General features: G+C 44.9%; 24 protein-coding genes. 15 read left to right on the top strand and 9 right to left on the bottom strand.

Features of this window, described 5'->3' with window-relative positions:
* The first annotated feature begins 312 nt into the window (after window positions 1-312).
* The 3 genes from RZ44_RS05250 to RZ44_RS05240 all read left to right on the top strand — a co-directional run bounded on the left by RZ44_RS05250 (window position 313) and on the right by RZ44_RS05240 (window position 3,541).
* Window positions 313-1,623: a CitMHS family transporter gene (locus RZ44_RS05250; protein ID WP_035809241.1), complete on the top strand. Its 1,311-nt coding sequence runs from the start codon at window positions 313-315 to the stop codon at window positions 1,621-1,623.
* 153 nt (window positions 1,624-1,776) lie between these two features.
* On the top strand, window positions 1,777-3,174 hold the full coding sequence (locus RZ44_RS11205) for a thermonuclease family protein (protein WP_052108827.1): 1,398 nt from the start codon (window positions 1,777-1,779) through the stop codon (window positions 3,172-3,174).
* A gap of 166 nt (window positions 3,175-3,340) precedes the next feature.
* Window positions 3,341-3,541 carry a cold-shock protein gene (locus tag RZ44_RS05240; protein ID WP_035809239.1) on the top strand — a complete coding sequence of 67 codons (201 nt, stop codon included), beginning with the start codon at window positions 3,341-3,343 and terminating at the stop codon, window positions 3,539-3,541.
* A gap of 616 nt (window positions 3,542-4,157) precedes the next feature.
* Here RZ44_RS05240 and rpsD read toward each other — a convergent pair.
* Window positions 4,158-4,760: a 30S ribosomal protein S4 gene (gene rpsD, locus RZ44_RS05235; RefSeq protein ID WP_035809237.1), complete on the bottom strand. Its 603-nt coding sequence runs from the start codon at window positions 4,758-4,760 to the stop codon at window positions 4,158-4,160.
* A 218-nt stretch (window positions 4,761-4,978) separates the two neighbouring features.
* Complete coding sequence (locus RZ44_RS05230; RefSeq protein WP_035809235.1) at window positions 4,979-5,449, bottom strand: GAF domain-containing protein; 471 nt, start codon at window positions 5,447-5,449, stop codon at window positions 4,979-4,981.
* 114 nt (window positions 5,450-5,563) lie between these two features.
* Here RZ44_RS05230 and RZ44_RS05225 point away from each other — a divergent pair, with 114 nt between their 5' ends.
* From RZ44_RS05225 to thiI, 3 genes are read left to right on the top strand one after another with little or no spacing between them, the layout of a single operon-like run.
* A complete protein-coding gene (locus RZ44_RS05225) occupies window positions 5,564-7,258 on the top strand; it encodes a septation ring formation regulator EzrA (RefSeq protein WP_035809233.1) in 1,695 nt (564 codons plus the stop codon).
* A gap of 57 nt (window positions 7,259-7,315) precedes the next feature.
* Window positions 7,316-8,443, top strand: coding sequence for a cysteine desulfurase family protein (locus RZ44_RS05220; RefSeq protein ID WP_035809229.1), 1,128 nt, complete (start codon window positions 7,316-7,318; stop codon window positions 8,441-8,443).
* Complete coding sequence (thiI, locus tag RZ44_RS05215; protein WP_035809227.1) at window positions 8,440-9,642, top strand: tRNA uracil 4-sulfurtransferase ThiI; 1,203 nt, start codon at window positions 8,440-8,442, stop codon at window positions 9,640-9,642. The genes RZ44_RS05220 and thiI overlap by 4 nt, the downstream gene beginning before the upstream one ends.
* A 562-nt stretch (window positions 9,643-10,204) precedes the next feature.
* Here the strand turns inward: thiI and RZ44_RS05210 are convergent.
* Both RZ44_RS05210 and RZ44_RS05205 read right to left on the bottom strand, forming a co-directional pair.
* The gene (locus RZ44_RS05210) at window positions 10,205-10,624 is read right to left on the bottom strand and encodes a RidA family protein (RefSeq protein ID WP_035809226.1); all 420 of its coding nucleotides are present in this window, start codon (window positions 10,622-10,624) and stop codon (window positions 10,205-10,207) included.
* Window positions 10,617-11,843, bottom strand: coding sequence for a pyridoxal phosphate-dependent aminotransferase (locus RZ44_RS05205; protein WP_035809224.1), 1,227 nt, complete (start codon window positions 11,841-11,843; stop codon window positions 10,617-10,619). Before RZ44_RS05205 ends, RZ44_RS05210 begins: the two co-directional genes overlap by 8 nt.
* A 117-nt stretch (window positions 11,844-11,960) precedes the next feature.
* Here RZ44_RS05205 and RZ44_RS05200 point away from each other — a divergent pair, with 117 nt between their 5' ends.
* The gene (locus tag RZ44_RS05200) at window positions 11,961-12,869 is read left to right on the top strand and encodes a LysR family transcriptional regulator (RefSeq protein ID WP_052108825.1); all 909 of its coding nucleotides are present in this window, start codon (window positions 11,961-11,963) and stop codon (window positions 12,867-12,869) included.
* A gap of 512 nt (window positions 12,870-13,381) precedes the next feature.
* On the opposite strand, the gene RZ44_RS05195 is transcribed toward RZ44_RS05200, so the two are convergent.
* The gene (locus tag RZ44_RS05195; protein ID WP_407927283.1) at window positions 13,382-13,765 is read right to left on the bottom strand and encodes a cytidine deaminase family protein; all 384 of its coding nucleotides are present in this window, start codon (window positions 13,763-13,765) and stop codon (window positions 13,382-13,384) included.
* Between the two features lie 14 nt (window positions 13,766-13,779).
* Entirely contained in the window at window positions 13,780-14,577 is a 798-nt protein-coding gene (locus tag RZ44_RS05190) for an NAD kinase (RefSeq protein ID WP_035809221.1), read from the bottom strand.
* A gap of 210 nt (window positions 14,578-14,787) precedes the next feature.
* Between RZ44_RS05190 and RZ44_RS11005 the strand changes: the two genes are divergently transcribed.
* The 6 genes from RZ44_RS11005 (at window position 14,788) to RZ44_RS05160 (ending at window position 19,949) form a co-directional block, all read left to right on the top strand.
* Window positions 14,788-15,315 (top strand): DUF6241 domain-containing protein, encoded by a 528-nt coding sequence (locus RZ44_RS11005; RefSeq protein WP_052108823.1) that lies wholly within the window; start codon window positions 14,788-14,790, stop codon window positions 15,313-15,315.
* A 146-nt stretch (window positions 15,316-15,461) separates the two neighbouring features.
* Entirely contained in the window at window positions 15,462-16,463 is a 1,002-nt protein-coding gene (gene sppA / locus RZ44_RS05180) for a signal peptide peptidase SppA (protein ID WP_035809219.1), read from the top strand.
* Between the two features lie 12 nt (window positions 16,464-16,475).
* Window positions 16,476-17,063 carry an RDD family protein gene (locus RZ44_RS05175; protein ID WP_052108821.1) on the top strand — a complete coding sequence of 196 codons (588 nt, stop codon included), beginning with the start codon at window positions 16,476-16,478 and terminating at the stop codon, window positions 17,061-17,063.
* A 106-nt stretch (window positions 17,064-17,169) separates the two neighbouring features.
* Window positions 17,170-18,069, top strand: coding sequence for a class I SAM-dependent methyltransferase (locus tag RZ44_RS05170; protein WP_035809217.1), 900 nt, complete (start codon window positions 17,170-17,172; stop codon window positions 18,067-18,069).
* A 7-nt stretch (window positions 18,070-18,076) separates the two neighbouring features.
* Window positions 18,077-19,282: an acetate kinase gene (locus RZ44_RS05165; protein ID WP_035811575.1), complete on the top strand. Its 1,206-nt coding sequence runs from the start codon at window positions 18,077-18,079 to the stop codon at window positions 19,280-19,282.
* Between the two features lie 148 nt (window positions 19,283-19,430).
* Window positions 19,431-19,949 (top strand): cysteine hydrolase family protein, encoded by a 519-nt coding sequence (locus RZ44_RS05160; protein ID WP_035809214.1) that lies wholly within the window; start codon window positions 19,431-19,433, stop codon window positions 19,947-19,949.
* Window positions 19,950-20,444: 495 nt separating this feature from the next.
* Here the strand turns inward: RZ44_RS05160 and RZ44_RS05155 are convergent, their stop codons facing one another.
* Window positions 20,445-21,500, bottom strand: a complete 1,056-nt coding sequence (locus RZ44_RS05155; RefSeq protein WP_035809212.1) for an LLM class flavin-dependent oxidoreductase — start codon at window positions 21,498-21,500, stop codon at window positions 20,445-20,447.
* Window positions 21,501-21,612: 112 nt separating this feature from the next.
* Complete coding sequence (locus RZ44_RS05150) at window positions 21,613-22,110, bottom strand: universal stress protein (RefSeq protein ID WP_026859692.1); 498 nt, start codon at window positions 22,108-22,110, stop codon at window positions 21,613-21,615.
* Window positions 22,111-22,253: 143 nt separating this feature from the next.
* Between RZ44_RS05150 and ald the strand changes: the two genes are divergently transcribed.
* Window positions 22,254-23,369 (top strand): alanine dehydrogenase, encoded by a 1,116-nt coding sequence (gene ald, locus RZ44_RS05145; RefSeq protein WP_035809210.1) that lies wholly within the window; start codon window positions 22,254-22,256, stop codon window positions 23,367-23,369.
* 240 nt (window positions 23,370-23,609) lie between these two features.
* Here the strand turns inward: ald and RZ44_RS05140 are convergent, their stop codons facing one another.
* On the bottom strand, window positions 23,610-24,185 hold the full coding sequence (locus RZ44_RS05140) for a hypothetical protein (protein WP_035809207.1): 576 nt from the start codon (window positions 24,183-24,185) through the stop codon (window positions 23,610-23,612).
* Between the two features lie 97 nt (window positions 24,186-24,282).
* Here RZ44_RS05140 and RZ44_RS05135 point away from each other — a divergent pair, with 97 nt between their 5' ends.
* A complete protein-coding gene (locus tag RZ44_RS05135; RefSeq protein WP_035809206.1) occupies window positions 24,283-24,972 on the top strand; it encodes a metal-dependent hydrolase in 690 nt (229 codons plus the stop codon).
* The last annotated feature ends 7 nt before the right edge of the window (window positions 24,973-24,979 follow it).

Below are 24,979 nucleotides of genomic sequence, written 5' to 3'. Positions count from 1 at the left end.
CAAAGGATAATCAGTTCTTAAATGAACTGGTTATCCTTTTTTTGTTGTCTGAATTTATGTAAGACACAGTATCAAAACAGGGTTATTCAATAATTTTTTCTGACATCATAACTTTATTTAATAACTCAGATAAATCAAAAAACTTCAAGTCTTTAAATTAAAATTTTTCTATTTTATACTGAGATTTATTGAAAAATTTCCGGGGGAGGATTTTTTAATAAAATATTTTGTAAGCGGTTGCGAAAAAATATAAGCGCTGTATTTTATCGTCTGTATCCTCTGACACTTACATATAAATAGGGGGCCTTTGTTTTGCTCAGTATTATCGGTTTATTAGTTATTTTAACGATTGTTATTCTGTTGATTACACAGAAACTCAATCCGATTGTAGCACTTGTCGTTATACCGTTTATCGGTGCAGTAGTGGCCGGTTTCGGTGCGGGGGAAATTACTGAATTCTTTAATGATGGAATCAGTTCTGTTATCTCCGTTGTGATTATGTTTATCTTTGCGATTCTGTTTTTCGGAATTATGCAGGATACAGGAATGTTTAATCCTCTGATTACAAGAATGGTCAAGCTGTCAAAAGGTAATGTTATTCTTGTTGCAATGGCAACAGTTATTATTGGAGCAATTGCTCATCTGGACGGGTCGGGAGCCTCGACATTCCTGATTACGATTCCTGCATTGCTTCCGCTGTATAAAAAACTTAATATGAGCCCTTACATGCTCGTCATGCTGATCGGTATGAGTGCGAGCATTATGAACATGGTACCGTGGGGCGGACCGCTTGGCCGTACTGCAGCAGTACTGGGTGTGGATGCATCAGAATTATGGCAGCCGCTCATCCCGCTGCAGGGTGTACTGATTATTCTGCTCGTTGCGATGGCGGCATTTATCGGAAGTCTTGAGAAAAAGCGGCTGTTTAAAAAAGATATGCTGATTGAAGGTGTAAATTTCGACAACTTTAATCTGGATCATGAAATTGACGCCGAAACTGAATCATTAAAACGGCCGAAACTATTATGGTTTAACCTGCTGCTGACATTGTCGGTCGTTGGATTATTAATGTCGGGATTACTTCCGGCAGGATTAATATTTATGCTGGCTGTGAGTATCGCACTGCCGGTTAACTATAGAAATATGAACATGCAGATGGACAGAATTAAAGCGCATGCACCAAGTGCTTTAATGATGGCGGCAATTATACTTGCGGCCGGGTCATTTCTTGGAATACTTGAAAACACAGGAATGCTGAACTCGCTTGCAGAAGATATTGTAGTCATTCTGCCTGCATTCCTGGTGCCATTCCTGCACTATATAATTGGATTCTTTGGTGCACCGCTTGAACTTGTACTGAACACAGACGCATATTACTTTGCGCTGCTGCCGGTAGTGGAGCAGATTGTGTCTGCACACGGTGTGGAAAGTATTACTGCGGCTTACTCGCTTATGATCGGTAATGTTATCGGAACATTCATCAGTCCATTTTCACCGGCACTGTGGCTTGCTGTCGGTCTGGCAGGACTTGAGATGGGGAGATACATTAAATATGCAGTCCTCTGGGTATGGGGATTCAGCATACTCGCTTTGGCAGCTGCATTTATGATGGGAATAATTTAACAGGTGAAGTGAAACCGGTATTGGACAGAAAATGTCCAGTACCGGTTTTGTACTTAGTACCAACTTGGTCAAAGATTCCATTAATTGTTTATTCACAGATACTTTTTATAACGTATAATAAATAGACATGATTATTAATGGAGAGTCGGTTAAATGAGTATTATTTTTGGGTTTTTAATTTTTATCGCAACGATTGCCACTGCCATTTTATACGGTGTGGCAATGCACGGTCATTGGAATGATAAAGGTGACGGCAAGGCTTTATGGAAGCCGGTGTTTGTACTGCTCGCAGTTTCCGGAATTCTGATGATTAACCGTGCTTTAACTGTAGAAGGTGCAACGATTAATGAAGCATTTCTGATTTTGTGGGTCATGGTGTCAATCGGTATGTTTATCTCGATGGCATCCAGCCGTTTTTATAATTTGAAGTACAAGGAAAAGGGTAAATTCAGTAAAATTTCACGCACTGCATTTATTATCGGATTTATACTGTTTTTGTTATTCGCATTTACGATGCCGGGAACAAATGTTGAGGAGAACGCTGCTGCGAAAGTTGAATCGGCAGCAGAGGAAACTGCAAAGAACATAACAGAGGAAAATGATGAAGCGGAGCTCGCACTTGAAAAAAAGCAGTTAGCTGCTGAGAAAGAAAAAGAAGAGAAGGCAGCTGACAGGAAAGCTGAAGAAGAAAAAGCGCAGGCTGAAAAAGAGGCAGAGGAAAAAGCTGAGCGTGAAGCGGCAGAACAAAGAGAACAGGAAGAAAAACTTGCTGCAGAGAAAGCTGCAAAAGAGAAAGCAGAACGTGAACAGCTCGAAAAGGAACAGGCAGCTAAAGAGACAGCCGAAAAAGAACAGCGCGAAAAGGAAGAGAAAGAAGCGGAAGAAAAACTTGCTGCGAGAACGGAGAATCTGACAGCGGTAGAACTTTATCGTGTTGTGGATGGTGATACGGTTCATGTTATCGACAAAGATAATAACCTGCTGAAGCTGAGATTGTTACTGATCGATACGCCTGAAACGGTGCATCCTAATAAGCCGGTGGAACCGTTCGGTCCGGAAGCGTCTGCGAGAATGACAGAGCTGATGAGCAGTGCTGAGGTGTTACATATTGAGTACGATGAAGGTGCAGAGACCGACCATTACGACAGACATTTAGTTTATCTTTATGCAGACGGGGTGAGTGTGCATGAAGTGCTGCTCGCAGAAGGTTTGGCGAGAGTCGGATATATTTACGAGCAGCAGCGTTATCTTCTGGACTTCCGTGAAAAAGAACAATATGCGAAAGACAACAGGCTTGGGATATGGTCGATTCCGGGTTACGTAAATGAAGGCGGCGAAGGTTTTAACAGCGAAAAAGAAGAGGCTGCTGTTGAAACCATACCTGAAACGACTGTAGATCAAGGAAGCAGCGGTGAGGATTCAGCTGCTTCATACAACTTCGCAAACTGTAAGGAACTGCGCGCTGTATTTCCAGATGGTGTAGCCGGCGACCATCCTGCATACCAGCCGAAAATGGACCGGGATAAAGATAACTGGGCGTGTGAAAATTGAGAAAACTTAATAAAGAGGTTGGCTTATTGGTCTGACCATGGTATATTAAGAATGTAGTTTTTAAGTCAAAGTTTAAATAGTTTCTATTCATATTACTGAAAAAACTCTTTTAAATGTTTAAAACTGCAAAAAATAACACGTGCATGAGCACAAGGAGGTTTTTTCAATGAATGAAGGAACTGTAAAATGGTTTAACGCTGAAAAAGGTTTTGGTTTCATCGAGCAGGAAGCTGGAGACGACGTATTCGTACACTTCTCAGCAATCCAGGGTGAAGGATACAAAACTTTAGAAGAAGGTCAAAAAGTTACTTTCGAAATCGAAGAAGGACAACGCGGACCACAAGCTGTCAACGTTGCAACTGTTTAATAAATAGTTAAATTCTTAAGAGATACCTCCGGGTATCTCTTTTTTATTTTGTATGATTGAGGAGGACTGTGGGGAAGGTGAGCTGTCGGTTGACAACGGCGGTTCCCCGTTGTGAATCGATCGGCCCCGGTTGACAACGGCGGTTCCCCGTTGTGAATCGACGCACCCCGGATGACAACGGCGGTTCCCCGTTGTGAATCGATCGGCCCCGGTTGACAACGGCGGTTTCCCGTTGTGAACCGACGCACCCCGGATGACAACGGCGGTTCCCCGTTGTGAATCAAGCAGTCCCGGTTGACAACGGTGATTGCCCGTTGTGAATCGATCAGTCCCGGTTGACAACGGTGATTGCCCGTTGTGAATCGATCGGCCCCGGTTGACAACGGCGCTTCCCCGTTGTGAACCGACGCACCCCGGATGACAACGGCGGTTTCCCGTTGTGAATCGATCAGTCCCGGATGACAACGGCGGTTTCCCGTTGTGAATCGATCAGTCCCGATTAACAACACCAACCCGCCGTTGTCACCCAGCCACGCCCACAAAACCCAACAATCCCCAAACCCAACAAAAAAAGATCCGAAACCATTTAATAATGATTTCGGATCTTCCAAAGTTATTATCTTGAGTAGTACTCAACGATTAACTGTTCGTTAATGTCAGCGTTTAATTCGCTGCGTTCCGGCAGTCTGTCGAAAGTAACTTCTAAGTTATCTTTGTTGAATGTCAGGTACTCAGGAGTGAAGTTGCTTAATTCAACAGCTTCAGCAATGATATCAAGTTTACGTGATTTTTCACGAACTCCGATAACCTGTCCTGGTTTAACGATGAATGAAGGGATGTCTACACGTTTGCCATCCACAGTGATGTGACCGTGGTTAACTAGTTGACGTGCCTGACGCTGTGTGCGGGCAAGACCTGAAGCACGAACGATTGCGTCTAATCTAGTCGCAAGTAAGATCATGAAGTTCTCACCGTGAACACCTTTCATTTTACCTGAACGGTCGAATAAAGTGCGGAATTGACGTTCGTTAATTCCGTACATGTAACGGAGTTTTTGTTTCTCCTGTAACTGTAAACCGTACTCTGATAATTTAATTCTTTGTGTCGGACCGTGCTGACCTGGTGCATACGGACGACGTTCTAATTCTTTACCTGTGCCAGTTAGGGAAATTCCTAAGCGACGTGATTTTTTCCAGATTGAACCTGTAAAACGAGCCATTTTAGCTCCTCCTTATGTTTTAAATAATATGCAAAAAACATCATAAGGGAATAATCTCCTGCGAGGGTATACGATTTAAAGTGCCTTCGCCTCATAGCATTGGTTACGCAGCACACCAACCGCGGGGATCGCATACTGAAACGCAATGATTATCCGCTACTTATACTGTTCATTTACACAATAATTCATTTTACACCTTTGTTTATCCAAAGTCAATGTTAAATGTGATTAATTAACGTATCCGTGAATGCTTTCAGACCTTTGCGGTCTTCTTCAGTAAAACGTTCATAAACCGGTGCATCGATATCGAGCACTCCGATTCCTTTGCCGTCTTTATACAAAGGCAGCACAATTTCAGATTTACTTGCCGCATCACATGCGATGTGACCCGGGAATTCGTTCACGTCATCGACGATAAAAATATCGTTGCCGCGGAATGCTGTTCCGCAGACGCCTTTGCCGTTTTCAATGCGGACACATGCAGGGAGTCCCTGGAATGGTCCGAGTACCAGTTCGTTGCTCGTTTCTTCATATAAATAGAATCCGACCCAGTTAATGTCTTTTAAGAAAACATTTAACAGCGCCGATGCGTTTGATAAGTTTGCAATTCTGTCTGTTTCATCTTCGATAAGGCTCTTCAGCATTTTATTCAGTGTCTCGTAATCTTTAATTTCAGTATTAGTGAACATTTTATGCCTCCATGCTTTCTATGTATATTGTTGATTTTAAAGAATTATACATTTATATGTTTTGCAACGCAACGATTTGAGCTATAATTGAGTATATATCTAGGAGGTAAGTGTATGTGGGTGTATATATTAATCGCGATTATCATTTTGGTCATCGTGGCAGCAGCAGTACTGCTGTATTTAAGATCTGTAAAAACACAAATGATTGATACTCAATACAGTAAACTGCATGAAGTGAATCAGCTTCCATTTAAACTGGACCTGGTGAAACTGAAAAACTACAACCTGCACGGTGAAGCAAAGGGGCTCTACAACAACTGGCAGGATGAATGGAACGACACATTAAATACTCATAGTACACATGCAACGAATGCACTTGAACAGTCGAAGAAAGATGTTGAGCAATTTAAATTTTCACAGAGTACGAAAAATAATGAGCTCGCAGGGGAAAACATTGAGCTCATTCAAAAGAAGTACGATGAACTGACTGAAGAGATTGCAGGGTTTACGAAAGCTGTTGAAGAGGGGAAGCATCAGAACGTGGAAAGCGAGCGTTTATACCGTGAAGCGAAACGCGATGTGCTTGCGAATGGACACAAGTTCGGCGATGCTAAAAAACCGCTTGAAGAAGTAATCAAAGCATACGAACCGGAAGTTGCGAAGTACGAGAAGATGGTCAACGACGGAGACTACATCCGTGCCAATGAGTTTATTTTCAATACGTACAATGAACTGCTGAACTTAAAGGACAGCATGGATGAAATTCCGAAGCTGATTAAAGAAGTACAAAAAGAGCTGCCGCAGCAGTTCCAGGAACTGCGCTACGGCTGCAGGGACCTGCGTGCAAAAGGATATGATCTGGATCACATTAAAGTGGAAAACAGATTATCGACGCTGAAAAGCAATTTAAACAGAGTGGAGCCGCTTGTTGCGAAACTTGAACTTGAAGAAGCGGATTCGATTTTAGAAAACATTCACGATGAGCTGGATGACATGTACGAGCTTGTTGAGCATGAAGTGAATGCGAAGAACAAGTTTGACGGCGGTAAAGATGTCATTACTGATGAACTGTTTAACGCCAAAGCATTAAACTACACACTGCGTACTGAAATTGATTATATTCAGGAGCAGTACCATATCGATGAGTCGGATGTTCAGAAAGTCATGAACTACGAAAACGAAATTGAAAACCTGATTTCGATATACAGCGGCATGATTGAAGAAACTGAGAAGAACACGACGCGCTACAGTGCGATTGTCGATAATATCGATTACTTAAAAAACAATGCCCATACGATTCACGAAGAGCAGAACAGCATTCAGGAACACCTGGTGAACCTGCGTGAAGATGATGCGGAAGCACGTGAAAACCTCCGTTACGTCATCGACCGCAAGGAAAAAGTGTACCGTGAACTGATGTCTTCCAACTTAGTGACGCTGCCTGAGCAGTTTATCGTTATGAAGCATGAAATTGAAGTTGATGTTAAAGAGATTGAAAACTACTTTAACCGCAGACCGCTGAATGTTGAATATGTGAAGGCGAAAGTGAATGACACTGTGCTGATGATGAACAAATTCGAACAGGAAGCATACGCTGTAATGAGAGATTCACAGCTGACAGAGCTGATGATTCAGTACGGCAACAGATTCCGCAGTACGGATTCAGACTTAAACGCGCACTTAAATGAAGCGGAACGCTTATTTAAGGAAAACCGTTACAAGCGTGCACTTGATGTTGCAAAAGATGCGATTGAAAGTGTTGAGCCCGGCAGTGCAGCGAAAATCGAAAAACAGTTTGATAATAATTAACATAATGACTTAGGATATGTCATATCCTAAGTCATTTTATGTGAGAGGTGAATTTGGATGATATATTTTGATAATGCAGCGACGACAGCGCCTTATAAAGAAGCGCTTGAGACATATATGACAGTGAGTGAAAAATACTTTTTTAATACAGCGAGTATTCATCAGAGCGGTAAAGATGCAGCGAGACTGCTTGAAGCGGCGAGAAAACAAATGCTTGACCTGATGGAACTGAAAAATTATGATTTAGTATTTACAGCGAGTGCGACAGAAAGCAACAATATCGCAATTCAGAGTATGCTGAGAAGAAAGAAACAGTTCGGCAAGACGATTCTAACGAGTGAACTTGAACATCCGAGTATCGTTAACGTACTTGAGGAAATGAAGCAGGACGGCTTTAACGTGAAGTATATCGACACGAAACAAGATGGCACTGTGGATCTTGAGCATTTAAAAACACTGCTTGATTCAGATGTGGTGTTCGTTACCGTAATGGCGCTGAACAATATCGTCGGCAGTGTGCAGCCGGTCAGGGAAATTACGAAGATACTGAAAGATTACCCGAAAGTGCATTTCCACGTAGATGCGACACAGGCAGTCGGCAAGGCTGATATCGATTACAACGGAGTCGACACAATCAGTATTTCCGCGCATAAGTTTAACGGGGTTAAAGGTATCGGCGGTCTGTTTATAAGAGACCTTGCAACGATGAAACCCGTGTTATACGGCGGAGGACATGAGTATAATGTAAGAAGCGGCACGGTGAATCTGCCGGGCATAGCAGCGATGGCGAAAGCGCTCAGACTGACGCTTGGCGAGGCACGAGAAGTGAATAAACGTTTATCACAGTTTAATATGAAGATACGCGAATCTGTAGAGGAGATGGAGTTTATCCGCCTGCAGCCGAAAGCAGCACCATATATTGTTAATATGTCGTTTGTCGGCGCGAAAGGCGAAGTGGTTGTGAATGCATTGTCAAAACGCGGCATCGCAGTGTCGACGACGAGTGCATGCGCATCTAAACTTGCGACGTTGAACGAAACACTCCTTGCACTGGATAATGAAGATAATGTTATCGAAGGCAGTATCCGCATTTCGATGGGGCGAAGCACGACAGCAGACGACGTCAAACAGCTGATTACCGCGCTAAAAGAGGTTTATGAAGAATTAGGAGATGTACTGAAATGAAATTTGATCACATATTAATCCGTTACGGCGAACTGACGCTGAAAACGAAAAACAGAAGAATGTTCGTGCACGCACTGCGCGACCGCATGAATAAAGCGCTGAAGGATTTTAATGTAGAAGTTAAAGCCAACCGCGACCGTGCCTATATTGAAATCAACGAAGAGAATCCGCATGAGATTATCGACAAGCTGATGAACATCAGCGGTATTTTAAGCATGTCACCGGTGATTAAAATCGATAAAACGGATGAGGCAATGAAAGATACAGCCCTCCAGTTTGCCAATGAAATTGAGCCGGGACACACTTTTAAAATTGAAGTTAAGCGCGCAGACAAGCAGTATCACCTGGACACATACGGTGTGCAGCAGCTGCTTGGAAATCACATTTTTGACCACACGACGCATCTGATAGTAGATGTCAGAAAACCGGATTACAAAATACTGGCTGAAATCAGACCAGATGCGATTTACATGTATTACGAAACGATAAAAGGACTCGGCGGACTGCCGCTTGGTACCGGCGGTAAAGCATTATTGATGCTGTCTGGCGGGATAGACTCACCTGTGGCGGGCATCGATATTATGCGCAGAGGTGTGGAAATCGAAGCGATTCACTTCCACTCACCGCCGTACACGAGCCCGCAGGCAACGGACAAAGTTAAAGCCCTTGTCGACATTATGAGTGAGAGAACAGGTTACGATATTAAACTTCACATCGTGCCGTTCACTGAACTGCAGACAACGTTATACGACCGAATTCCGGATAACCTGTCGATGACATCCACACGACGTATTATGCTGAGAGTTGCTGAAAAACTGACGATGAAAATCGGCGGGGAAGCGGTAGTGAACGGTGAGAATCTGGGACAGGTCGCATCACAGACGTTAACAAGCATGTTCGCAATTAACGAAGTGACAACACTGCCGGTACTCCGTCCGTTATTGACACTTGAGAAAAATGACATTGTGAAAATGGCGAAGCAGATGGGCACTTACGAAACTTCCATTCTGCCGTTTGAAGACTGCTGCACGATATTCAAACCGAAAGCACCGAAAACAAAACCGTCACTTGAATCGGTTAAGAAATTCGAAAGCGCGGTGGACTTTGAACCGATGATCGATAAAGCGATGGAAAATATCGAAGTGTATATGCCGTCTAAAAAAGAAGAAACTAAAGATGAATTCAGCGATCTGCTGTAGGTGAGCGAAGAGACCGGAAGGTCTCTTTTTTTGTTTGGGATTGACTGGTTGTTGAGTTGGTTTACAACGGTGGTCCACCGTTGTGAACCGGGGATGCTGGAATGACAACGTGCGTTTGCTGTTGTGAACCGGGAGTGTTGGAATGACAACGTGCGTCCGCCGTTGTGAACCGGGGGTGTTGGAATGACAACGGTGATCCGCTGTTGTGAACCGGGGGTGTTGGAATGACAACGTGCGTCCGCTGTTGTAAACCGGGGGTGTTGGAATGACAACGTGCGTCTGCCGTTGTGAACCGGGAGTGCTGGAATGACATCGGTCGTCCGCCGTTGTGAACCGGGGGTGTTGGAATGACAACGTGCATCCACCGTTGTGAACCGGGGGTGCTGGAATGACAACGTGCATCCACCGTTGTGAACCGGGGGTGCTGGAATGACAACGTGCGTCCACCGTTGTAAACCGGGAGCGCTGGAATGACAACGGTGGTCCGCCGTTGTAAACCGGCCGGCACCATCACAAATAAAACCGGGTCTCTATTAATAAGAGCCCGGTTTTTATCGTGTAATTATTTAACTGCTGTAATTAATTTAATTTCGATCGGGGAGTTGTCCGGCAGCGATGAAACGCCGACTGCTGTACGTGTCCCAAGTCCATCCTCGCCGAATACTTTAAAGAGATAATCCGATGCGAAGTCTGCGATACGCGCGTGCTGCGTGAAGTCATCCGACGCATTGATGTATACTGTCATATCGACAACTTCAGTTACACTTTCGTGCAGTGTCAGCTCCTGATCTGTAACGTAAATCGCATTTTTGATTGTCTGTTCTGCTATTTCCTTATATTTGGAAATGTCATCGGCAGCACTGATTTTCCCTGTCATAATCAGTTCGCCGTCAATTTTCGGTGTAATACCCGACGTGTACACCACGTCGCCAATTCTTTTTGCCAGCTTATAACTTCCGTTAGGAACTACCATGTTATCCATTTTTGTAATTCTCCAATACTTTAATTATTCTCTTCACAGCATCGACGGCTTTACCGTGGTCCTGTGAAAAGTTGAGTCTGAAACTGTCCGTGCAGTATGGTGCGAACTCAGTTCCAGGTGTTACTGCAACGTTTGCCTGTTCTCTTAAAATTTTTGCGATCTGTACATCATCAATCGATAAATTTTGAGCCTGCGGGAAAACGTAACTGCCGGCTTCAGTCAGCCGGACTTTGTAGCCTGCGTCCCTAAAAAGTGTAACCAGATCATCGCGGATTGCCTGATGTGACTCGATGCGCTCTGCCATCCATCCTTCCGGTTCGCTGAACCACGATTTTAGTGCCGCCTGCGAATAACCGCTCGCACGGAGTGAAACGATAGCCTGAAGCTGTTCCATGCGGTCAATTATTTCAGACGAACCAAAACCGGCTCCAAGTCTGAAACCGCTCAGTGATTCAGTTTTCGACGGTCCGATAATTGTGATGATTTTATTTCTGTCCACCCCGGGGTGGGCAATGAGATGTGTATATTCTCTATTATCGAACAGCTGTCTCGAGTATAGCTCATCTGCGATGACAGTTACACCGTATTTTGAAACAAGTTCTGCAATTTGATTAATTTCTTCACTTGAGTAAATTGCACCGCTTGGATTATTGGGATTTGAGAACAGGAACACTTTTACACCGTTTTTGAATGCCTGCTCCAGTTCACTGAGGTCGATTCCTGCTTTGTCATCGTGATTTAAATAGTCCATCTGTACAGGTACGACTTCTCCGCGGAAAAAATGAACGAGTTTGCGGTTCGCAAAGTAGTCCGGTTCGACAATCGCAACTTTGTCACCGAATGTTACAGTTGCACCAAGTGCAAGAAAGAGAGCACCCTGGGTGCCCGGTGTAATAATGAGTTCATCCTCAGGTGAAATATGTGTGCCGGTGAAACTGCCGAGCTTTTCTGCAGTTTCTTTCAGCAGTTCTGCCTGGCCGCGGTATTCTGTGTATGCCTGACTGCCGCCGGTGTTGAAACCGTCTATGTAATGATCGAGTACACCCGGAATCGGTTTATGCGCATCCACATCACCGTGTGAAAAATCGACGTATTCCCCTTCGATTTTATCACCGATTAATTTTAATTCATTATTTTTCTGACGGGATTCCTGTCCGGGAGCGTTGTCTGCATTCAGTTTCATAAATAACTCTTCGATATTGCTATTTTTATCAGTCATAATATACCTCCGTAAGATAACTTCTATATCAATGCTAAATTAACATTCAATATACTATGGTGTAAAATACGATATATACACATTAAATATCGAGAATACTAATATTAGGAGCAGACGATGAACTATTCTGAAATTGAAGCATTTTTAACCGTAATCCGCTCGGGGAGTATTACCGGCGCGGCGGAGCGGTTGTTTATCTCACAGTCGACAATCAGCCAGCGCATCAAATCGCTTGAAAACAAGCTGGAAGTGAACCTGCTGACACGCGGGAAAGGAATAAAAAACGTTGAATTGACACAGTCGGGTGAAGAATTTTATGCACTGGCATTGAAAATGGAGTCTATAATCGGCGAGGCAAAAATGCTGAAGGAGAAACGGTATAAAAATGACCTGTCGATAGCAGCGATTGACAGCGTGCACAACTATATTATGCAGAATCTATACCGTTCGATTATGGCGAAAGATAATGAAGTCAATTATTTCTTCAGAACTCATCAGTCGCTGGAAATTTATACGCTTCTTGAAAATAATGAAATTGGAATTGGACTCGTGCAGCAGGAGAAATTTTCGAAATCGCTCATTAATGAAGTACTGTTTACGGAAGAACTCGTGCTGGTGATGAATCGCGAGATAGACATCCGGCTGCTGGAGTCTGTACGTGAGCTCGATCCGAAGAAGGAAATATATTTAAACTGGGGATACAACTTCAGAATATGGCATGAAAAAGAGTTCGGTTATGAAGGCACGCTCGGTGTACAGGTCGATACCGGTCTGCTGCTCGGTGAATTGCTGGAGGAACCTGGATTTTGGGGCATCGTTCCCGTGTCGATTGCAAAACAGTACGTGAAGGAACGGCATATTAAAGTTATCCGGTTTACTGGTAATACTCCGGAACGCACCTGTTTTGCTGTATACGATAAACACAACGAAAAAGTTAAGCCTGCGCTTGAAGTCATTTATGCTCATAAAGGTGAAATTATGGAGAAAATCCTGGCGGATGATGATTTGTTTGATGGTCGGTTGTGATTTTTGTGAGTTCGAATGACAACGGTGATTCGCCGTTGTAAACCGGGGGAGCTTGAATGACAACGGTGATCCGCCGTTGTGAACCGGGGGAGCTCGAATGACAACGGTGATCCGCCGTTGTGAACCAGGAGTGTCCGAATGACAACGGTGATTCGCCGTTGTGAACCGGGGGAGTTGGAATGACAACGGTGATCCGCCGTTGTGAACCGGGGGAGCTTGAATGACAACGGTGATCGGCCGTTGTGAACCGGGGGAGTTGGAATGACAACGGTGATTCGCCGTTGTGAACCGGGGGAGCTGGAATGACAACGGTGATTCGCCGTTGTAAACCGGGGGAGCTTGAATGACAACGGTGATCCGCCGTTGTAAATCGGGGGAGCTGGAATGACAAAGGTGATTCGCCGTTGTGAACCGGGACTCCCCCGATTACGCCAATCGACACCCAAAATCCAAAAAAAGTCAGACCCCATGCACATAAACGTACAGGTGGCCCGACTTTCGACTCTAAATGTTTACATGTCCCATCGCTCGGGGAGGAGTTCACGCAGCTTTACGACTCTTTCATCCGGCAGATGCACACAGCAGTCATAGTTTTTATTATGAATCTGCACGATAAATTCACGGCATCTCCCGCATGGAGGCAGCACGCGGCCGTCCCTGTGGACTGCAATGATTTCCGCTATACGTGTTTCGCCCGCAGTGACCATGGCGGCGATTGCGGAGTGTTCGGCACAAAAGCCCATCGAACAGGCGACGTCAATCGACACGCCGGTGTAAAGGTTGCCGTCTTTTGTTAACAGGGCAGCTGCCACGTAGCCTGCTTTGCCGTTTCGCGCAAGATTTCTCGGGCGCAGGGTACTTTTTGCTATCGTATGCAGATCGTATTTCATCGTCATATATACCGCCGCCTTTACAGGAAGTTTCTCTGCGTTTTATGCCAGAATGTATTGTTGTGAAGTCTGATGGTGTTGATCTTTTTATCGCTTAATTTAATGCGGACTGTTTCCGTGTTCTGGACGCTCAGCGCTTCGTTGTCCATGCTCATAATCGGATAATAGTCATCGGACTGGTCGATAACGAGCGTAAGCGGACGGGCTTTTGACAGCAGGAAACTCGTGCCGAGTGTTCGGTGATTATTATTGTTTACACTGCCGAGTTCCGTTACCTGCATCGCGCTGATTAACGGATCGACGACCGCACCGCCGAGTGATTTGTTATATCCGGTTGAGCCGGTCGGTGTCGAAATAACGATACCGTCTCCGTTGAAATGTTCAAACAGGAAGTCGTCTATGTAAATATCCATCATAATAGTCCGTACGAGACTCGTGCGGATTGTGAACTCATTCAGACAGTAGTTCGGCTGATTGTTATTAACTTTGACTTCAATCACCGGATAGCTGCGCGTCTCAAAGTTATTGGTTTTAAAAACCTGTCTGATTTCAGACAGATTATGGTAATTAAAGTCCACATACATATAGTTCTTCTCTTCAATTCCGATGCCGATGTACATACAGTCGCTGCGGAAATCATTCTTTCTGACCGCCTGCAAAAACGCACCGTCTCCGCCGATTGAAGCAACGATGTCCGCATCATTGCAGTTGTCGACAGTCGTAACGCCAAGCCCGCTAAACAGGTTGACGAGATCTTCAGTAATCTTTTTTGAATTCTTATTGTTGGGTTCGAAGAAAAAAATAGTGTTATTTGTCATATTTAACGTACTCCTATATTTAAATAATTCATTTATACATATAAATCTTCACACAATATTGGAAAAACCGGCCGTTACTGTCAGTATCAGTCATGCTGACATTCATTTAAAATCCTAATAATATAATTATTTCAAATTATATACCACTGAGGGTTTTTCTGCATGTATGCGGCTGAAAGAGGGTAAAATATACAAAAAAGGAGGGAGCTTTTGAAAAAGGAGATAAAAATCGCTGTCACAGTATTCCTGATTCTGTTCGCTGTTGTACTCGCCGGAGGGATTTTTTATTTTGTTTATACGGACTACGGTAAAACAGAAAATAATACACCGGCAGAATCAACCGTTGATCCGGACGGAGAAATACAGCGGCTTCTCGACACTGATGAAAATATCGAATTCAGTGATGAAGCTGGCAAAAACGGGGCGCAGTCTGAACAGAAGTTTGCAGATGATCTGCATAAAATGACACATCAGAAAGTTAAAGCCGAAGTGAAGTGGGGCAGTCTGGAAATTACGGACGAGCGCATTAATAATATGCTGAAAACCGCACAGGATTCAGATTATCAGTACAAGGATTTTTACATTGAATCACTGACTGCATGGCAGGAAGGGGATTTTTCGAACGCTGTGCAGGTGCATAATGTCATCTGGCGATCTCAGGACGGCAGCATCGGCATCGCAACGGACCTTTTATCAGAAGACGAAGAAATGGCATACAGGGCAAAGCACTTTGATTAGTGAAGACATCCGCCGGATGTCTTTTTCTTTTTTTAACAAGATAAAAATCCTCACGTAAATTTGAGAAGTGAATTCACGGTTACGGGGGGAAACACTTTCTGAAAAGTGTTATCATAAAATGGACTTTTAAAACAGGAGGGAATTTCATGAAAAGAATTATCGCTTTAGTTTCAGCAATAGCGCTGGTCGTCCTTGGTCTCGGCGCGTCATTTATGACATCGTTGTGGGCGAGTGACTGGGAAGATTTGTTTAATGAATTTTCAGGTGCGGACGCACCGGTGAGCCAGGTGCTTGAACAGGGGGATGCCGGCAATAAAATTGCGGTCGTGAACTTTGAAGGTGTTATTCAGGATACGGGTACGACTGGCAGCGGCATGTTCGGAGCAGAGGGCTATGACCACCAGATGACGATTCAGGCATTAAAAGATATCGCAGCGGATGATACATACAGCGCGGTACTGCTTAATGTGAACTCGCCGGGCGGCGGTGTCTTTGAAAGTGCGGAGATACATAAACATCTGATGGCTGTTAAGGAAAGCGGCAAGACAATTTACAGTTCAATGGGCAACATGGCAGCGTCAGGCGGCTATTACGTGTCGGCACCGGCTGATCAGATTTTTGCGACGTCGGAAACCATTACAGGTTCAATCGGTGTAATTATGCAGAGCATGAACTACACTGAGCTTGCTGAAAACGTCGGCATTTCTTTTGATGTGTACAAGAGCGGAAAAATGAAAGATATGATGTCCGCTTCACGCGAAGCAACCGATGAAGAACAGGAATATCTGCAGGAAATCGTCGATACGATGTTCCAGGACTTCGTTGATGTCGTTGCAGACGGACGAGGCATGAGTGAAAAAGAAGTGAGAAAACTTGCAGACGGCAGAATTTATCTCGGCGGTGAGGCAATCGAGAACGGTCTGGTGGACCAGGAAGGTTACTTTGACGATGCACTGGCTGCATTGAAAGAAGAAATCGGCGGTTCTCCGCAGGTCGTTGAATTCGGCGGTGTACCAACTGCAGCATTCCCGTTCGGTGTTAAAATCCAAAATGCACTTGAGAGCATTACAGGCGGCGGCGAAGTGAAGATGGTTCAGGAACTGATTAACAACCGTCAGGGCGCAGAGCCGATGTATCTATATGAATAAGGAGGGGTATCGATGGAAGAGAACAATGAAATTGTAAGAACAGATACCGATTATATCCAGCAGCTGGATTACATGACACATGCTTCCTTTTTCCCGAGATTTATCAGCTACATTATAGATATCGTCGTGCTGTGGGCTGTTGCACAGCTGACTATTATACCGGTCTTAACGGTGCTTGAAGTCAGGGATGTCTATTTCGGCATAGAAGCATTGTCACTTGAAAACATCGCAGTAACACTGCTGTACTTTATCTATTTCACTCTGATGACCTTCTTCTTTAAACAGACGCTCGGCAAAATGATTTTAGGCATCAGCGTCGTCTCTTCAAAAGAAGGCATGAAGCTGACGTTCGGTCAGGTGTTCTTCAGGGAAACAGTCGGCAGAGTGATTTCAAATGCGCTGCTCTATTTACCGTATCTTGCAGTATTATTCACCGATTCAAAAATTGGACTGCATGACTATATCGGTGATACGTATGCGGTGAATAACAAGTACAGAGCATACGGAGATGTTATTAAACACGAACTGCATCCGCACACTGAACGGAAACTGAGAGAAAAAGAAAACTTCAGACAGACATCGGACCGTACTTTCCAGTAAGAGCTGATGTTAAGTGTTTGAAGCGGCGGCAGTGATATAATATAATCATGTTAACTAGGACTATCCTATACGGATAGTCCATATTTTGTTTAAAGAGGGATATTTAATGGCGAAAACTACGATGGAACAAGTATATGAAGAACTGATCAAAAGAATAGATGAGATTGTTAAGAACGATGAAAAACCGAGACTGGAAGCTTTGGCGGAAAGTCTTCTGCAGGTCAATGCCGAAGGTTCAGTAAGCGAGCTGCGTAAAGCGTTCCAGTTTGCATATCTTTATCAGGTAAAAGAAGAGCCTGTACAGAGTAACCACCAGCTGACACCGGATGCGATCGGTTATCTGGTTGCGCACATCGTCGATCTGTTTACCGAGGGTAAGGAAAAAGAACTGCTTGATATCGGCAGCGGTACCGGGCACCTTGCGATGACGGTAAAGGAAATGGTGGACAACGTGAATCTGTCGGGTGTTGAAGTGGACCCGGCGCTTGCTGAAATCAACGCAAACCTGTGTGAGTTCCTGAAAGTGCCGATGTACATTCATCCGCAAAACGTCATTGAACCGAGCAGAATTCCAACGGCGGACGTTGCTGTCGGTGATCTGCCTGTCGGCTATTATCCGCTCCCTGCACAGAACTACAAAACAGCATTTGAAGAAGGGCAGAGCTACGCGCACCTCCTTATGCTTGAAGCGGGAATGAACCTGATTAAAGATGACGGTATCGGGGTGTTTATCGTACCGTCTAATATGCTTGAAGAGAATAATGAGACGATTAAAAAGTATATTTCAGAAGATGCGACGCTGCTGATGTTCATGAACCTGCCGGCGACAATCTTCAAAACTGAAAAACAGCGTAAATCGATTATCGTTCTGAAGAAGGGCTTCTCGCCGATCGTGAACAACGAAGTGTTAATCGGTGACGTGCCTGACTTTAAAAATGCACAGAAAATGCAGGAGTTTTTACGTCAGCTGAATGATTGGTATGAACAATACAGCAGAAAGCAGTGATTACAACATGACAAAAATTATTGCGATAAACGCCGGAAGCTCGTCGTTTAAATTTGAATTGTTTAAGATGCCGGAAGAAACGGAAATTGCACGTGGGCTGATCGAAAGAATCGGTCTCGGCAAAGGTAAGTTTACGCTCAGTCATAAAGGCGGACGCGAGACGATTGAACAGAATTTTAAGACGCATACAGATGCGGTTAACGTCATGCTTGAAGCACTGGTTGAGAAAAATATTATTCAGTCGATTAATGAAATCGAAGGCACGGGACACCGTGTCGTACACGGTGGTGAAACGTTCAGTGAGGCAGCGGTGATCGATGAAACGGTCGTCAGGGAAATCGCCGAACTGGCAGAATTTGCACCGCTTCATAACCCGGCAAACTTGATGGGAATACAGGCGATGATGGAACTGCTTCCGGACGTCACGCACGTTGCGGTGTTCGATACGTCGTTCCACCAGACGATGCCGGAAAGCTCGTACCTGTACAGTCTGCCTTACAAGTATTATAAAGACTACCGCATCCGTAAATTCGGCTTCCACGGAACGAGCCATAAATACGTGACGGGACGCGCGGCGGAACTGTTAAAGCGGCCGATCGAAGAGCTGAGACTCATCAGCTGCCATTTAGGCAACGGTGCGAGTATCGCTGCGGTTAAAGCAGGCGAGTCACTCGATACATCGATGGGCTTCACACCGCTTGCTGGTGTAACGATGGGAACACGTTCCGGGAACATTGACCCGTCGCTTATTCCGTACATCATGGAAAAAACGGATAAGAGTGCTGTTGAAGTACTGAACGTCCTGAATAAAGAATCCGGACTCCTCGGTGTCAGCGGATTTTCAAGCGACTTAAGAGACATTACCGACGAGGCGCGTAAAGGCAATAAGCGCGCAGAACTCGCACTCGAAGTGTTCAGCTCGAGCATTCACAAATACATGGGCTCATACGCTGCAAGAATGGGCGGCGTCGATGCAATTATCTTTACGGCGGGCGTCGGGGAGAACTCTGCACTGATCCGTGAAAAGGTATTGGACAGCCTGGAATTTATGGGTGTTTATCTGGATGAGAAAACAAACAACGAAACAATCGGCACCGAAGCGACGATCAGCCACTCGTATTCGCCGGTTAAAGTGCTTGTGATTCCGACGGACGAAGAAGTGATGATCGCGAGAGAAGTCATGCGGCTGGCGGAAGAGAAAAGCTCTCTTTAAGTCGCAGTTTATTATGAAAGAAGCGGCTTTGAAGCTGCAGCTTAATTCGATACGGCAACATTAAGCAGCTCATTAGGGCTGCTTTTTAATTTGGAAAAAAGGGTATAGACAATATGTAAATGAAATATATGTGACGGGATGTGTTGAAATGCTTGTTGTAATAGATGCCCAGAACGACACTTTCGATAAAAGAGGCACGAACTATGCGGAGTGGTCCGAAGTGATTGAAGAGGGGATTTCGAGACGAATCGATCAGGCGATCGACAATGATGAACCCATTATTTATACGAAAAACTTATACCCTGATTTTGAACACGGTGAACGTTCAGCGGAGTCGATCAGATTTGACGAAGCGGTATATCCGGTATTTTACGACCGGCTTGAAAAATACGGTGACGAATACACGAAAAACTTTTACGGCATTCCGCCGGAAGAAGCCCGTAAAATTTATGAAAACTATAAAGATAAAGTGAAGACCAATCAGATGATTGAATTTGTCGGCGTGGAAACCAACATCTGTGTGCTCGCAAATATTATGGTCATCCAGAATATATTCCCGGAAGCGATGATTACGGTGAACAAAAATCTCGTTGCAGCATCGAGCGACGACCTGCACGATAAAACACTCGAAATACTGGCGAACATGAACGTATTTATATCAGAATAAGGACCCGTGGCATGAAAATGCTGCGGGTTTTTGATTTGGCGGGAGAGCCCGGGTGTGGTTTGTCGGAGTTGGTGGGTTTTGTGTGGGGTTGTTGGGGGTTGTCGGGGGTTGGTGTACTTCGCGAAGTTGACGAGGTGCACCGGCTGGGTTTGGTGTACTTCGCGAAGTTGACGAGGTGCACCGGCTGAGTTTGGTGTACTTCGCGGAACTGACGAGGTGCACCGGCTGGGTTTGGTGTACTTCGCGAAGTTGACGAGGTGCACCGGCTGAGTTTGGTGTACTTCGCGAAATTGACGAGGTGCACCGGTGCGTTTTGGTGTACTTCGCGGAACTGACGAGGTGCACCGGCTGAGTTTGGTGTACTTCGCGGAACTGACGAGGTGCACCGGCTGGGTTTGGTGTACTTCGTGGAGTTGACGAGGTGCACCGGCTGAGTTTTCGGCACCCAGCTCACAAAAAAGAGGACGTCCACAGACACCCTCTTCAGGTGAAATTCTATTTATTTCTCTCTGCTTTAATTTTTGCAACGCCGTCACGGACCAGCGGGGCAACTTTTCCGCCGAACAGTTCGATTGTCCGGATGACCTGGTTGTGGGGCATTGTGCCGACGGGTGTCTGGAGCGTAAAGCGTTCTATTCCCATGTGTTCGTACAGTGAGATAATTTTCCGTGCGACTGTTTCCGGGCTGCCGACGTAAAGTGCGCCGTCCGGATCGCACATGTTATCGAATGCTTCTCTCGAATATTGTCCCCAGCCGCGTTCACGTCCAAGTTTCGTCATCGACGCCGAGATTGATGGGAAGAACAGATCCCGTGCTTCGCTGTCTGTGTCCCATATAAAACCGTGCGAGTTCGTTGCAACTTTCAGCTTCGATTCATCGTGTCCCGCAGCGCGCCCAATCTGCCGGTAAAAGTCTGCAATTCGTGCAAACTGGAACGGGCTTCCGCCTATAATTGCGAGTACCAGCGGCATGCCGAGTTCCGCTGCGCGTTTTGCCGACTGGGGTGTACCGCCGCTCGCAATCCAGATCGGGATTTCATCCTGCACAGGTTTCGGGAATATTTCTGCGTTTTCCAGCGCCGGGCGGTGGGTACCCGACCAGTTAATTTTCCCGCCTTTTTGCAGCGCGAGCAGCAAGTCGAGCTTCTCGTTAAAAAGTGTGTCGTAATCATTTAAGTCGTAACCGAACAGCGGAAACGATTCGATAAACGACCCGCGGCCGGCCATAATTTCAGCACGGCCGTTTGAAATGCCGTCCAGAGTAGAAAAGCGCTCGTAAACACGTACCGGGTCATCAGAAGATAATACTGTGACACCGCTCGTCAGGCGGATATTTTTAGTGACCGCAGCACCTGCTGCCAGCACAACATCCGGTGCACTGACTGCATAGTCGTCGCGGTGATGTTCCCCGACTGAAAAAATATCGAGGCCGGCACGATCAGCAGTTTCGATTTCGCGAACGAGTTCCTGCAGGCGTTCTGCGTGAGTAATTGTCTTACCTGTCTGAGGGTTTAAAACCGTATCTCCAAAAGTATTAATACCAAGTTCCATAAGTAACCTCCGTAAATGAATTCATTTCAGCACAGCCGGGGCGGGCTGTAAATAAAAAAGTAATGAGCCCGAAGAGCCCATTACTTTTAAAATTAAAACATTCTTTTAACCATTAGCGGTTTTGTTCCATAAAGTCTTCAGTCGCTACTAGCGGTTCAAAGTCCGAAGGTAATGTTTCAGTGCGGACGACTAATACGTCACATTTTGCGTTTCTGACAATCGCTTCTGAAACCGATCCGATGATGAAGCGTTCAACAGCATTCAGACCGGTAGAACCACAGACGATTACGTCCGCGCCAATTTTTTCCACAGCTTTTTTAGGAATAATTGATTTCGGTGAACCATAGTCGATGATTTTCTCTACATGTTCAACACCTTTGTCTAATGCGACTTTCTCATATCCGTCAAGGAGCTTCTGAGCAAATTCATTTGCACGTGCTGAAATTGAACGGTCGTACGCTTCAACAGACGCGAAAGAGCGAGTGTCAATAACGTTAATAATCGAAAGTTTCGCGTTGTTACGTTTCGCAGCTTCAACTGCTTTCTGGAATGCCCACTCCGCTTCGTGTGATCCGTCTACTGCAACTAAGATGTTTTGATATTGTAACATTAAGAATCAACTCCATTTCCTCTTCTTAGTTATATTATACCACATGTGTGCGCTTCCAAAACTTTTAATATTGAGATAATTATAGACAAAATTATGACTTATTGTGATACAATATATTTGTTTGAATAAAGGGGGATTTGGAAATGATTATTGGTATACCGAAAGAAGTAAAAAATAACGAAAACAGAGTAGGCCTGACACCGGGCGGCGTTTACGCATTTGTGCAGGCAGGCCATACTGTGCTCGTAGAAAAAAATGCAGGCAGCAAATCGTATTTTGAAGATTCAGCGTACATTGAAATGGGTGCGGAAATAGTCGATACGGCAGCACAAGCCTGGGATGCTGAAATGGTGGTTAAGGTAAAAGAACCGTTAGCGCAGGAATTTGATCTTATTAAGGAAGATTCAATTCTATTTACATATCTGCACCTTGCTCCTGAAGAAGCATTAACTCAAGTCTTAATCGATAAAAAAGTAACGGCAATCGCATATGAAACAATTCAGCTGCCGGACGGCTCACTGCCGCTTCTTGCACCGATGAGTGAAGTTGCGGGACGCATGTCGGTACAGGTCGGCGCTCAGCATTTGATGAGCATCAACGGCGGTAAAGGAATTCTCCTCAGCGGTGTGCCTGGGGTAGAAAAAGCTAAAGTAACTATCGTCGGTGGGGGAGCTGCAGGTACGAACGCTGCAAAAATGGCAATCGGCCTCGGCGCAGACGTAACAATCTTAGACTTAAACCCTAAACGTTTAAGAGAGCTGGATGATTTATTCGGCGCACGCGTGCAGACGTTAATGTCCACACCGTTAAACATTAAAATGGCTGTTGAAGCAAGTGATCTGGTTATCGGCGCAGTATTAATACCGGGAGCGAAAGCACCGAAATTAGTATCTGAAGAAATGATTAAAAACATGGCACCGGGATCAGTTATCGTTGACATTGCAATCGACCAGGGCGGTATTTTCGAAACGACTGACAAGATAACAACACACGACGACCCGACATATGAGAAACACGGCGTCATTCACTACGCAGTAGCAAACATGCCGGGAGCTGTACCGCGCACATCAACAAACGCACTGACTAACGCAACGCTTCAATACGGTTTATTAATTGCAAACAACGGCTACAAGGAAGCAGTTGTTAAAAATCCTGTCATCGCAGGCGGATTTAACACATTCCAGGGCCACGTAACTTACAAAGCAGTTGCAGAAGCTCAAAACAGAAAGTACACAGACATCCACGATTTATTAGGATAAATGATAGAAAAAGAGCAGCCGGAGCCGGCTGCTCTTTTGCATTAAATAAAAGTTTTTGAGGTGCTGTGTGTTTGGATCACGAGCTCACTTCGACACTGTCATTCAAACTGAGTTGACTGACAGTGTCGTTTCTACATAGTCATTCAAACTGAGTTGACTGACAGTGTCGTTTCTACATAGTCACTCAAACTGAGTTGACTGACAATGTCGACGTCCCCCGTCCCAAAACCCTCACAAAATCTACCCGTCGATCACTGCAACATCAAGCGGGATGCTTTTCTTTAAGTCTCCGAGCTGTTCCGGACGTACCAGCGGGATAATCTGCAGGCGCTTTTTAACGTGCATTTTCAGTTTCGCGAGCGGCTGCAGTTCTTTAAAGTTTCGGATATCGATGTCTCGCAGGTCGTACATTACGCCGGAGACGTCATGGTCGATAAATAACTCGGCAAGTCTGCTGTGCAGAAAATACGGGACTTTCGTAAATGAGGGCCCGACGATAAAATGGCGGTTGCGTATTTCATTCGACAGCGTTTCAAGTAGCACGGTATCGACGTCGTGAAAGTCGCGCGTAAATATCTGGTCGATAATAAAGCCGTCGGCTGTTTCTTCACGGCGTATCGTTTCAATAAGTGTGTTTTCGATCATAAAGTCGTTTGACTCAAAAAAATTATTGACTGTTATATATATTTCATTGTCCGGTGTCAGTGCGCGCTGCATTGCCGGCAGTGTTAAGTTTGGTGTGTTGAAGTCCGGATAGGAAAATAAAACGGCTTCCGGTTTCATGCTGAGTGCGTGTGTTAAATAAATGTGTTTCATCGGTTTATCTCCTTATATATAAATATCGTATTAATGATTATTAAAAAGTTTTTCAGGGAATAGACTATTATTAATAACTTAAACAGGAGTGGTAATTTTGACTGTAAAATATCATGGACATGCTGTACTATCGTTTAACAATAATGATACTGATGTTATCATTGATCCGTTTATTAACGGCAACGATTTAACTGACTTAACAGTGGATAACGTTAAAGCTGATTATATTATACTAACACACGGGCACAATGACCATGTGGGCGACACGGTTGAAATCGCAAAAAATAACAATGCAACGGTAATTGCACCTGTTGAGCTCGCGGCCTATATTGAAAGTCAGGGTGTTGAAAACACTGTCGGCATGAACGTCGGCGGGGAAGGCGAGTATGAATTCGGCAAAGTAAAATTCACACACGCGTTCCATACTTCAAGCTTTACGGACAATGACGGTACGGTGCACTATACAGGTGAGCCGATGGGCTTAATTTTAACGCTCGGTGAGAAAAAAGTTTACGTAACCGGTGATACCGGCCTGTTCGGTGATATGGAGCTGATTGCGAAACGTAACGGACCAATCGACATCTGCTTCATTCCGATCGGTGATCACTTTACGATGGGCATCGACGATGCGGCGTATGCGGTTAACGAATTAATTAAACCGACAGTCGTTGTGCCGGTACACTTCAATACGTTCCCGCCGATTAAACAGGACCCTGAAGAATTTAAAAACAAAGTCAATACAACGTGCCAGATTCTGAAGCCTGGCGAAGCGGCGGAATTATCATAATATTACG

This window comes from Jeotgalicoccus saudimassiliensis (assembly GCF_000756715.1).
GTDB classification, from domain to species: domain Bacteria; phylum Bacillota; class Bacilli; order Staphylococcales; family Salinicoccaceae; genus Jeotgalicoccus; species Jeotgalicoccus saudimassiliensis.
Note: the sequence above shows the minus strand (reverse complement) of the source record. Positions and strands in the feature narration are given on the sequence as shown.